This is a genomic window from Dyadobacter sp. AC419, assembly GCF_979253085.1.
On the sequence record NZ_CEEDCD010000007.1, the window covers coordinates 23,744 to 33,491 of the forward strand.

Here is a 9,748-nt window from a genome sequence, read left to right on the forward strand (position 1 = left end):
CACATTATCCCCCTCCTGAACCCTGGATGACTGCACTTTGGTATAACCCACGTTCGCAGAAGCCCGCAGCCAGCTTGTAAACTGACTCCCCACATTCACCCGAGCCGTGTTTCTTTTGTAATTACTAAAAGCCTTAATCACACCATCCTGATTCAGATTGGAATAACTGACCAGGAATGTGGATTTGCTGTCACCGCCGCTGATATTCAAACTATTATCGGTAAAATGTCCGGTTTGAAAAACATCTTTGGTATGATCATAAGTGCTCTGATCATTCTTACCGCCATGCGGATTAGCAGCAGTTCCGGGAGCAATGGCATAACGGCTCGTGCCATCCGGGAAAACCACCACGCCCTGGTAACCAGCTGCCGTCGGATCCGTAATGTAAGTGTCCTGTCCGCCCGAACGGTCTGAAATCAGGTCGCCGAAACTGTTCCGGTTGCCTTGCTGATAAAGCCCGCCCAAACCTTGTCCATATGTGCGCTGCAATGCAGGCATTTTGTTGACGCGATCAAAAGAAACCGTTGATTTAAATGTAATGTTGACTTTCCCGTTCGTGTTCTGGCCTTTTTTGGTGGTGATCACGATCACGCCGTTCGCAGCGCGCGTTCCCCAAAGTGCCGTGCAGCACGCGCCTTTCCAGCACTTCCATCCGCTCAATGTCCTCAGGATTAATGTCGTTGATCCGGGATTGCTGGATAATTCCGTTGTTGGCAGCCGTTCCGGCATTGTCGCTGGCATTGCTCACGGGCACACCGTCGATGATAAACAAAGGTTGCGCACTTCCGTTAATGGTGTTTTGACCACGAATCTGAATGTAAGCTCCAGCACCCGGATCGCCGCCGTTACGTGTGATTAATACGCCCGAAGTTTTGCCGCTTAATCCGGTTAACAAGCTCGTTTCGCCGCTTCTGGCAATGGCTTTTCCTTCCAATGTTGAAACGGATGAAGCAAATTTGTCGCGTTCACCTTTTAAGCCGAGCGCCGTAATAATGACTTCGTTCAGTTCTTCGGAATCGCTGCTTAGGGAAATGTTGATGACATTGCGGCCGGAGATAGGCTCTTCAACGGTTTTCATGCCAATGGCCGAAAAGATTAGCGAAGTTCCAGTTGAAGATGGGGTGATTGTAAAGGCGCCATTTGCATCGCTTATGGTGCCAATGTTTGTTCCTTTCACCTGAATGGTCACGCCGGGAAAGGCTTCTCCGGTTTCGCTTGACTTTACATAACCGCTGATCTGGTTGGATTTTTGAGCATGAAGCTCAGCTGTGTAACTTAGGATTGAAAGAAAGAGGAGCAGTAAATTTTTTTTCATGAAGCTTGACAAATCATTAATAGTCTCGAAAAAATGTATAAAACCATGCCCGGAATTGACCGATTTGGGGATTTTGGTCACTTTGAGCATGAAATAGAGATTTCAGGAATAAATGCGGGTGCGTTACAAGCCTCGCACTGGCCACATAGGATTGGCACGGAGATTGGGGGATGTGCCAACATGAATATTTTACTCGTAGCAGGTCCCGGGATATCACTGAAAGAGCCTTATAACAGCGGCATAGAAGCGTTTATCGTTTCTTTTGCCAACCAACTTGCTGATGAGGGGCATGCTGTGGATGTTGTTGCCAATGACGCGGAGGCCAGCGCAAAATTCAGGATCGTAAATCCGTTTGCTGCATTTTCTTCTGAGTACACTGACTTTTCTAAACACTTCAAAGAAGAACGAGCGTTCAAAAATCTAAATGTCGATTCTTACGATGTCGTTCATTACAATATGTTTTATCCGCATTTGTTAGAGGCTGGATTGAATTTTAATAAAACGTCGTTTCTAACGCTGCATTCACCGGCTGACGAAAAACGAAAAGCGACTTATCAGAAGCTGTCACAGCAAAGTGACATCACATTCGTAGCGATATCGGAAAGGATTAAACGTCAATGGGACCAGGCGCTGGATTTAAATGTGCCGCTTATAAATAATGGAATAGACATTGATCTTTGGCCAACAAAAAGCTCCTTAGATCGTAATTATCTGCTATGGTCGGCTCGAATCAATGAAGAAAAGAATGTTGCAGCGGCTATTCTTTTGGCAAAATATATGCAGCTGCCACTGAAAATTGCGGGCAGAATTGTCGACCAGCAATATTTTGATGAGCAGGTTAAGCCGCATCTCAATGATCAAATTCAGTATGTAGGGCACCTGACGCAGCGCGAACTCAGCAGCTTAGCGCAAAGCGCGTCTGCCTATCTCGCCACGGCAACCTGGCAGGAGCCGTTTGGTTTGGCTGCGTTAGAGATGCTCGCGAGCGGCGTGCCGGTTGTTGGCTTTAATACTGCTGTTCCGCCGAGCTGGGAGCATGAAAGTGTGTTGACAACTGCATCGCTCCGCTGGCAAGATTTAGTGGAGCTCGTTAGTAAAAGCAATGCGATCGGTCCGGCTACATGCAAAGCATTTGCTTCGAACATGAATATTCAGAGCATGACTTCGAATTACGTAAATCTATATAAGGAAGTGCTTTTGCAGGAAAATAACGTGGTCATATGAAGATTGCCGTCATAGCCAAAACCAGACTGCCGATCGCCGAGCCATTCCGCGGAGGCCTGGAAGCATTCACCCACGCACTCTGCGAAGAATATATCCGGCTCGGCCACGAAATCACTTTAAATGCACATACAGATAGCAATCCTAAACTGAATGTAAAAGGATTTTACAGAGACGAGCATCGGGAAAATCAGCATTTTGAAATATACGAGACCGATGAATATCTCTCGATCCTAGAAGATATCGAGCAAAATGATTTTGACATTGTCCATAACAATTCCACGCATGAACTCCCGATTCTTTGGGGCGTGAAAGCTGCCATTCCAGTCGTGACGACCATTCATACGCCACCCATCAGCAAACTAAAAGCAGCGATAAAAATCTGTTCGCGCTCTGAAAATCTGCATTTCGTTTTGCCTTCAAAATCCTTTCAGGCGTCGTGGCAGCCGTATTTGAATAATGGGTCAAAAGCTATTTACAACGGTGTTGACCTGAAATAAGCGGCCGCTTATTCGCGAAAGCCGGGACTATCTGTTTTGGTTTGGACGGATCGTGCATGCCAAAGGTCTGGACATTGTGATTGATGCGGCGCATGAACTTAATATGCCCTTGAAATTTGCCGGACCGCTTGATGATCAAAGGTATTTTGATGAACAAATCAGCCCGCGCATCACGGAAAGCGACACCTATCTTGGTCATTTAAAACAGTCCGATATTCATTCGTACATGAAAGGCGCGGCCGCTATGGTCAACGCCGTCCGCTGGGAAGAGCCGTTTGGCCTTACCAACATTGAAGCCATGTCGTCAGGTGTGCCGGTCGCAGGATTCGATCGCGGTGCTTTTCGGGAATTGATCCATGAGGAGAGCGGCGTGGTTGCGGAACAGAGAAACGTAAAATCTCTGGCAAAAGCAATCGAAGCTGCGATACCGCTTGAAAGCGATCAAGTCAGGCGTCATGCGGAAACATTTTCTTTAAAAACGATGGCTGAGCGGTATATCAACTATTTTGAGGAACTGCTATGAAAATTCTCATCGTTGCTGGACCATTCATTTCGTTGCGAGAGCCATATAATGGCGGCACAGAAGCATTTATCGTTGCGCACGCAAATGCATTGGTGCGTCTCGGGCATAATGTCGATGTGATTGCGAAAGATGCGGATGAAAATAATCTGTTTCAAGTAATGGAATTCCGGGAAAGCCCACTGAGCATGAAAGATGATGCCTTCCGGCCTTGTACTGAACTGCTTGGGCAGCAACATTATCAGACGTTACAATATGGAATATTTGATGTCAGCAGCTATGATGTGATTCATTATAATTCATTTATTCCCGAAATCTACGCAGTCGGCGCACTCTTGAAAACCCCAAAGTGTATTGACATTACATTTGCCGCCGACAAGAAAAATTTGTGCTGATGTATAAATTTTTCATCAAGCATGCGCCCGTCACACCAATCGGTATTTCAAACCGAATGAGTGAACAATGGAAAGCATCACTTGGCCAAGAAGTGGACGTAATCTTAAACGGAATAGCACTCGATAAATGGAAGTTGCACAGTCGAAATGCGGACGGATATTTACTTTGGAGCGGGCGCATTGCGAAAGAAAAGAATGTGGAAGCCGCGATACATTTGGCTAATTATTTGAAAAAGGCGCTTCGGATTGTCGGGCCTATTTTTGACAACGCATATTTCCGAGATCATGTCCAGCCGCATCTAAATGAACATATTACATACATTGCCCACGCCTCGCAGCAGCAGTTAAGCAAACTGGCGGCAGGCGCTTCGGCATTTCTGGCAACTGCGATTTGGGATGAACCTTTCGGTTTGAGTACGCTGGAAATGCTTGCAAGTGGTTTGCCCGTCGTCGGATTTTCCAGCGCAATCCCTCCAGAGTTGCGCAAAGAAAAAGTGTCCATAGCAGTCGAATCTCATGACTGGCGCGATCTGATAGAGCCATTAGAAATCGCTAGAAAATCGGAGCCGGAGGCTTGCAGAGAATTTGCAGCATCATTTGATTTGACAAAAACTGCGGCGGCTTACGTAAAAGTCTATGAACGCATAGCTCAAAAAGTCAGCAGTTTATGAAGCCACCGCTATTCTATTTTGTACACGCACACGGGAATGGCCATCGAGCAACATTCAATATGTTGTATCCGGCATTATCAGCATTTTTTGAGGTTATCGCAATCACGACGAACAGCGAAATAACCGGTTATTTGAATGATAAACATGATGTTCTGGTGCTGGAACTGCCTCCAAAATATCCGGCTGATTACGAAATCCCAGGACACACTTTTTCAAAAGCATTTGAAGTGACGCCATACGCGATCGAGCCGGCACAGCGGGCAAAAGCGCTGGCTGAGGCAATCGAGCAATATAAACCAAAGGCTTTTTACTGCGACGGTGTTCCCGAGCTGGCAATCATGGTTCGTGGCATGGGTGTCCCGGTCGTTTTGGTCCACTTGCCCGGAAATGTGATGAATGATCCCACACAGGTTTTTGCGCATGAACTGGCCGATCATATCGTTGCTCATTTTCCTGCTTCTCTGGAACAGGCGAACTACAAGTTTGCTTCCAAAACACATTACAGCGGATACATTTCACAGTATGCTGGCCTTGAATTGAAGCAAAGTCATGGTTCAGAAGTTGACAATGTGACGATCCTTCTAGGCTACGATAATTACACTGAATCCGTGCTTGAAAATATCACGCAAGATCAAAACACACGTTTTACGATTATCGGGAATAAGCGGGATTATGATTTACCTAAAAATTGTACACTGCTCGGCAGAGTTGATGATATTAGGGAAGCAATTGCAGGAGAAATAGTGATTTCTGCGGCTGGACAGAACACCATTGCAGAGCTTTTATCGCTGAATAAACGACTGATCGTGCTTCCGGAGCCCAGCCGTATGACGAGCAAGTTGTGCATGCCCATGTCTTAGCTGATCAAAATGTTGCGCTGTTAGCACAGGAAAATTTCAGCGCAGAACAATGGCAAAACGTGATCAAAAAAGCCAAAGCATTTAAACCTCTTGACAAGGATTTTGTGAATGCGCCAGCACCCAAAGAAATCGCGCAAAAAATGAAAAACTGGTATGCCTGAATTTAGTATTGTAACGATTGTGAAAGGAAGGCGAAAACAATTAGCCAATCTGCTTGACTCCATAAAGGCATCGAACATTCTTCCGTTCGACATTCAAGTTATTTGCATGGACGATTTGGATGGAATTGTGATTCCCGATGGCTTGAATATGAACATTCATTTAATAAACGAAACGCACGAACTGCCGTTAGCCGCAGCGCGGAACCGTGGAATAGCCGCTGCAAAAACAGGCAATGTCATATTCATTGATGTAGATTGCATTGTATCGCCTACGCTTTTTGGAAATATGCTGACGAGTTTGCAAGCGGATAATATCATCACAGCTTATCCTTTGTATCTGCCCTTATTGCCGGAAACAGGAAATTACGATGACCTAAAACAAATGGCGGTGACGCATCCTGGGCGCGAGCACATTAGAGGGACGGAGAGCCGGTTGAACATTTGCTATTCTGGTCTTTAATATTCGCCATTCAGAAACAGACGTTTGAAAAAATAGGTGGGTTTGATGAATCTTTTATCGGCTATGGAGCAGAGGACACCGATTTTGCAATGACCTTCCATAAAGTTGATATTAAGCTGATTTTTGTACAGGATTACATATTACACCAATATCACGATAAATACGATCCGCCGGTAAACCATTTCCATTCGATAGTTGAGAATGCAACGCGGTATAAGGAGAAATGGAATGTTTTGCCCATGCAGCGCTGGTTAAATGCATTTGAAAAAATGGGATCGATAAATATCGCTCAGGCAGAAATCATTACTGTCATTCAAAAACCTACGGAAAGGCAGATTAACGAGAGTGTTTCTAAAACATCCGTATTAAAGACGTCCTTTGATTGAAGGTTTATTGCGTTTTTAATAACCTTACTATTCCAAAAAGGCTTCCTCTAATTTTTGGCAAAACCAACTTTTATTGAACGCACTTCCCGGATCCAGCGTGCAGGCTTTTTGTCATTGGGCGTAATGATCCGAAACGGGCCCTCGCCATTACCAAGCGGCTGTCCGTCTTTTGTTGTGGCAATCAGAATAACTTCATCTGTAAACTCCGGGTCGATTTCTGGCAGCGCATAAATGACTTCGTAACCATCGGCAGCGGAGATTAGCAGATATTTTGAGGTTTTTCCCACGCAATTTTGATCCGGTTGTCACGCCTGCTTTTTCGAGGATCTCGATCAAAGCAACGCCTGCGAATTTATGCTCTTTACCGTCATGGTCTTTCACTTTATGGCTGATCTGTTTGAAGTTGGCGAGATCCGTCAGTTTCAGTTCAAGGGGCGTTGTCACTTCTCCACTGATGGACAGCGTCGCTGCATTTTGGGCAAATGATGAAAATATAACACCAAAAATCAGCAAAGTGAACTGCAATGCTACGCTTGGAAATCTTGGATGGGGACATGGTTTCAGAGTTAAAAACAGGATGGGATTGATCTATTTTTTTAGATGTTTTTAGCAAGTTCTCAGCACTCAGATTTTTTCGCCTGCGTGCCGTAACTCGTGCTGTATCTGTCTTCAAAATTGGTTGTTTCCTTGGTTGTAGCGTTGTATTCCTGCGCTTTGTCGCTGTTCCTGATGTTAAAGCTTACGCCTGAAATGTGTCAGTTTAGGTAGTTAAAAAACGTGATATTAAAAGGACTAGAAATAATCTCATCAAGTCGATATGTATTTGTTTACATATCGCAAATATATAGAGTCCTTTTATATCTTAAAATTAATTTTGTTAGATCAGATGACTGATAAGAGGTCTTTTTCGGCTTTGGCCACTTCAAGCAATTTTTCATCAAGCTTCTTGTAGTCTTCATCACCTTTTTGCCAGTCTCTGTGATAATCGGCGCCGCCTCCGTGCGTTCCGCCCTTTTGGGTAACCACATATGGACTCGTTCCAAGCGTGTTCATGGCATCTACCATCGCCCAGGCTTTTTTATAAGAAAGCCCCATTGCGGTTGCCGCTTTGGAAATAGAGCCAGTTTCGGCGATGTGTTCAAGCAGTTCATAGTGTCCGGGTCCGAAAAATTTTGTTCATCTATAAACACCCAGTGACGTATCCGTATTTCAGTTTTTCGGTTCATATCTCAACGCTCAATGACTAGTCAGTTTACAAAGCTAATTTCAAATTGACACAACTTGCCACATCTCTGTTTTGACATGAGCATAGCCGCTTCTCTAAGACGTCTTAAAACTCCTCTTTAAAATTAAAAAACCATTGCCTAATAAACTTTTCAGTATATTTAAGCACTAAGTTTAAATTGACAATTTCAATGCTGACTAAGGCTGAAAGAACAAAGCAATTCATACTGGAAACGGCGGCACCTCTTTATAATGAGAAGGGGATTTCTGGTGTGCATATAGATGATGTGCTGGCTGCGACCAAAGTCACGAAGGGATGTCTTTACGGTCACTTTGAGAATAAAGATGATCTTTCCGCACAGGTTATCGATTTGCTGTTAAAGCGTGTTTCGGACCGGATTTACATGGCTGTGGGGAAGAAGAAAACGTCCAAAGCGAAGATTTCTGCATTTCTGGATTTTTACAAAGACCCTATTAATACCTTTATATCAGGTGGTTGTCCCATGTTTAATGCAGCTGTTGATGCGGACGATAATAACCCTCATATTAAACCAAAAATTGCGGCTGTTTTCCGCTCCAGTCAGCAGGCGCTTATTGATGTGCTTACGGCGGGGATCAAAATGGGGAGTTTTCTTCCAATCTGGACGCTCCGATGTTTGCCTTCAACTCATGGGATTGATAGAAGGGGCGATCGTGATGTGCAGAACAATGGACACCGCGAAGCCGATGCAGGCGCTGATCAAAAGCCTTAGGCCGAACTGGAACAATATGCGCTTTAAATTTTTTTGAAATAGAATAGACCGAAAAGTATTTTTTGAATTAAATAAACGAGCAATGCAATTCATGGAAAACGCGGTGTTATTTGAATCATATAATCTTCCGGGAAAAGCGATACAGAATCGCATGCTGTGGCAATTCAACAGTTGATCGCTGGCAAAGCCTCAAACGAAAGTTCATAATCAGAAACAATGAAAAGACATGAAAGCTTTTTTAATTAGAAAATACAATAAAAGGCAAAGCTGCTTTTGGAAGAAGTAGCAATTCCTGTTGTTAAAGACGATGAAGTTTTGGTTGAGGTTCATGCCAGCGGCCTGAATCTTCTGGATTCCAAGATTAAGTCCGGGGAATTCAAACTGATATTGCCTTATAATTTCCCTTTAATCCTCGGCCATGATGCCGCCGGAATAGTCACGCAGGTTGGCAAAAATGTAAAAAATTTTAAGGTGGGCGATCAGGTTTATGCACGCCCGTCGGATTTCCACATCGGGACATTTTGCCGAAAAATATATTGCGATTAAAGAAAACGACCTTGCGCTGAAACCGAACAACATTTCAATGCAAGAAGCGGCATCTATTCCGCTGGTGGCACTGACGGCCGCAGGCGTTGGTTGAAGTGGGTAATGTCCAGAATGGGCAGAAAGTGTTCATCCAGGCTGGTTCTGGAGGTGTCGGCACCATTGCCATACAGCTTGCAAAATACCTGGGAGCAACGGTTGCTACAACGGCCAGTGAGAAAAGTTTTGATACACTAAGAAGTCTTGGCGCGGATGTCCTGATCGATTATAAAAAACAGGATTTTGAAAATGTTTTAAAAGAATACGATCTGGTATTGAACAGTCAGAATACGACCACATTGAAAAAATCACTGAATGTGCTCAAACCAGGAGGCAAGCTTATTTCAATATCCGGGCCGCTCGACACGGGATTTTGCAGAGTCGATTGGAGCTCCCTGGTATTTTAAAATGATCCTTTCGATGATCAGTTCGGGCGTTCGGAAAAAAGCAGAGAAATTGGGAGTGCAATATGCTTTCCTGTTTATGAGGGCCGACGGGAAACAGCTGGATCAGATCACAAAACTGATCGAATCAGGAGACATAAAACCGGTTATTGATAAAATATTCCCGTTCACCGAGTGAAGCGGCTAATGTAAAATGCGAAAAGCGTTTCACCATAAATGCGAAAAACTAGAGAACGGACAATGACAGGCTCGGTTAATATGGCTTCTGCATAACCGAACCAGTACACCAACATAACA

At 44.4% G+C, this 9,748-nt stretch carries 15 protein-coding genes and 1 pseudogene; 13 read left to right on the forward strand and 3 right to left on the reverse strand.

From position 1 onward, the window contains the following. Positions 1-529: 529 nt before the first annotated feature. Positions 530-1,315 (reverse strand): carboxypeptidase-like regulatory domain-containing protein, encoded by a 786-nt coding sequence (locus AC0IYG_RS03285; RefSeq protein ID WP_471709599.1) that lies wholly within the window; start codon positions 1,313-1,315, stop codon positions 530-532. A gap of 45 nt (positions 1,316-1,360) precedes the next feature. Here AC0IYG_RS03285 and AC0IYG_RS03290 point away from each other — a divergent pair, with 45 nt between their 5' ends. The 9 genes and pseudogenes from AC0IYG_RS03290 (at position 1,361) to AC0IYG_RS03330 (ending at position 6,489) form a co-directional block, all read left to right on the forward strand. After that, on the forward strand, positions 1,361-2,539 hold the full coding sequence (locus AC0IYG_RS03290) for a glycosyltransferase (RefSeq protein ID WP_471709600.1): 1,179 nt from the start codon (positions 1,361-1,363) through the stop codon (positions 2,537-2,539). Next, the gene (locus AC0IYG_RS03295) at positions 2,536-3,036 is read left to right on the forward strand and encodes a glycosyltransferase (RefSeq protein ID WP_471709601.1); all 501 of its coding nucleotides are present in this window, start codon (positions 2,536-2,538) and stop codon (positions 3,034-3,036) included. Before AC0IYG_RS03290 ends, AC0IYG_RS03295 begins: the two co-directional genes overlap by 4 nt. A gap of 10 nt (positions 3,037-3,046) precedes the next feature. After that, entirely contained in the window at positions 3,047-3,559 is a 513-nt protein-coding gene (locus AC0IYG_RS03300; RefSeq protein WP_471709613.1) for a glycosyltransferase, read from the forward strand. Next, positions 3,556-3,951 (forward strand): hypothetical protein, encoded by a 396-nt coding sequence (locus tag AC0IYG_RS03305; protein ID WP_471709602.1) that lies wholly within the window; start codon positions 3,556-3,558, stop codon positions 3,949-3,951. The genes AC0IYG_RS03300 and AC0IYG_RS03305 overlap by 4 nt, the downstream gene beginning before the upstream one ends. After that, entirely contained in the window at positions 3,951-4,622 is a 672-nt protein-coding gene (locus AC0IYG_RS03310) for a glycosyltransferase (RefSeq protein WP_471709603.1), read from the forward strand. Before AC0IYG_RS03305 ends, AC0IYG_RS03310 begins: the two co-directional genes overlap by 1 nt. Further along, a complete protein-coding gene (locus AC0IYG_RS03315; protein WP_471709604.1) occupies positions 4,619-5,482 on the forward strand; it encodes a glycosyltransferase in 864 nt (287 codons plus the stop codon). Before AC0IYG_RS03310 ends, AC0IYG_RS03315 begins: the two co-directional genes overlap by 4 nt. Positions 5,483-5,635: 153 nt before the next feature. Beyond that, positions 5,636-6,103: a glycosyltransferase family 2 protein gene (locus tag AC0IYG_RS03320; protein WP_471709605.1), complete on the forward strand. Its 468-nt coding sequence runs from the start codon at positions 5,636-5,638 to the stop codon at positions 6,101-6,103. Next, positions 6,085-6,177 (forward strand): annotated as a pseudogene (locus AC0IYG_RS03325) (galactosyltransferase-related protein); the annotation flags it as partial. The gene AC0IYG_RS03320 and the pseudogene AC0IYG_RS03325, both read left to right, overlap by 19 nt. A 15-nt stretch (positions 6,178-6,192) precedes the next feature. Next, positions 6,193-6,489, forward strand: a complete 297-nt coding sequence (locus tag AC0IYG_RS03330) for a hypothetical protein (protein WP_471709615.1) — start codon at positions 6,193-6,195, stop codon at positions 6,487-6,489. 47 nt (positions 6,490-6,536) lie between these two features. Here AC0IYG_RS03330 and AC0IYG_RS03335 read toward each other — a convergent pair whose 3' ends face one another. Together AC0IYG_RS03335 and AC0IYG_RS03340 are read right to left on the reverse strand one after the other, a co-directional pair. Continuing rightward, positions 6,537-6,776, reverse strand: coding sequence for a hypothetical protein (locus AC0IYG_RS03335; protein WP_471709606.1), 240 nt, complete (start codon positions 6,774-6,776; stop codon positions 6,537-6,539). Between the two features lie 595 nt (positions 6,777-7,371). After that, entirely contained in the window at positions 7,372-7,584 is a 213-nt protein-coding gene (locus tag AC0IYG_RS03340; protein ID WP_471709607.1) for a winged helix-turn-helix domain-containing protein, read from the reverse strand. A 320-nt stretch (positions 7,585-7,904) separates the two neighbouring features. Between AC0IYG_RS03340 and AC0IYG_RS03345 the strand changes: the two genes are divergently transcribed. From AC0IYG_RS03345 to AC0IYG_RS03360, 4 genes are all read left to right on the forward strand, one after another. Further along, positions 7,905-8,465, forward strand: a complete 561-nt coding sequence (locus AC0IYG_RS03345; RefSeq protein WP_471709608.1) for a TetR/AcrR family transcriptional regulator — start codon at positions 7,905-7,907, stop codon at positions 8,463-8,465. A 273-nt stretch (positions 8,466-8,738) separates the two neighbouring features. Further along, on the forward strand, positions 8,739-9,011 hold the full coding sequence (locus AC0IYG_RS03350) for an alcohol dehydrogenase catalytic domain-containing protein (protein ID WP_471709609.1): 273 nt from the start codon (positions 8,739-8,741) through the stop codon (positions 9,009-9,011). A gap of 95 nt (positions 9,012-9,106) precedes the next feature. Next, on the forward strand, positions 9,107-9,454 hold the full coding sequence (locus tag AC0IYG_RS03355) for a zinc-binding dehydrogenase (RefSeq protein ID WP_471709610.1): 348 nt from the start codon (positions 9,107-9,109) through the stop codon (positions 9,452-9,454). A 1-nt stretch (position 9,455) separates the two neighbouring features. Beyond that, positions 9,456-9,629, forward strand: coding sequence for a zinc-binding dehydrogenase (locus AC0IYG_RS03360; protein ID WP_471709611.1), 174 nt, complete (start codon positions 9,456-9,458; stop codon positions 9,627-9,629). Positions 9,630-9,748 lie beyond the last annotated feature (119 nt).

What these genes read in the sequence shown, in the direction of transcription:
- AC0IYG_RS03285 (WP_471709599.1), bottom strand. Translation starts at nt 1,315, where the DNA reads ATGAAAAAAAATTTACTGCTCCTCTTTCTTTCAATCCTAAGTTACACA.
- AC0IYG_RS03290 (WP_471709600.1), top strand. Translation starts at nt 1,361, where the DNA reads ATGCCCGGAATTGACCGATTTGGGGATTTTGGTCACTTTGAGCATGAA.
- AC0IYG_RS03295 (WP_471709601.1), top strand. Translation starts at nt 2,536, where the DNA reads ATGAAGATTGCCGTCATAGCCAAAACCAGACTGCCGATCGCCGAGCCA.
- AC0IYG_RS03305 (WP_471709602.1), top strand. Translation starts at nt 3,556, where the DNA reads ATGAAAATTCTCATCGTTGCTGGACCATTCATTTCGTTGCGAGAGCCA.
- AC0IYG_RS03310 (WP_471709603.1), top strand. Translation starts at nt 3,951, where the DNA reads ATGTATAAATTTTTCATCAAGCATGCGCCCGTCACACCAATCGGTATT.
- AC0IYG_RS03315 (WP_471709604.1), top strand. Translation starts at nt 4,619, where the DNA reads ATGAAGCCACCGCTATTCTATTTTGTACACGCACACGGGAATGGCCAT.
- AC0IYG_RS03320 (WP_471709605.1), top strand. Translation starts at nt 5,636, where the DNA reads ATGCCTGAATTTAGTATTGTAACGATTGTGAAAGGAAGGCGAAAACAA.
- AC0IYG_RS03330 (WP_471709615.1), top strand. Translation starts at nt 6,193, where the DNA reads ATGACCTTCCATAAAGTTGATATTAAGCTGATTTTTGTACAGGATTAC.
- AC0IYG_RS03340 (WP_471709607.1), bottom strand. Translation starts at nt 7,584, where the DNA reads ATGGGGCTTTCTTATAAAAAAGCCTGGGCGATGGTAGATGCCATGAAC.
- AC0IYG_RS03345 (WP_471709608.1), top strand. Translation starts at nt 7,905, where the DNA reads ATGCTGACTAAGGCTGAAAGAACAAAGCAATTCATACTGGAAACGGCG.
- AC0IYG_RS03360 (WP_471709611.1), top strand. Translation starts at nt 9,456, where the DNA reads ATGATCCTTTCGATGATCAGTTCGGGCGTTCGGAAAAAAGCAGAGAAA.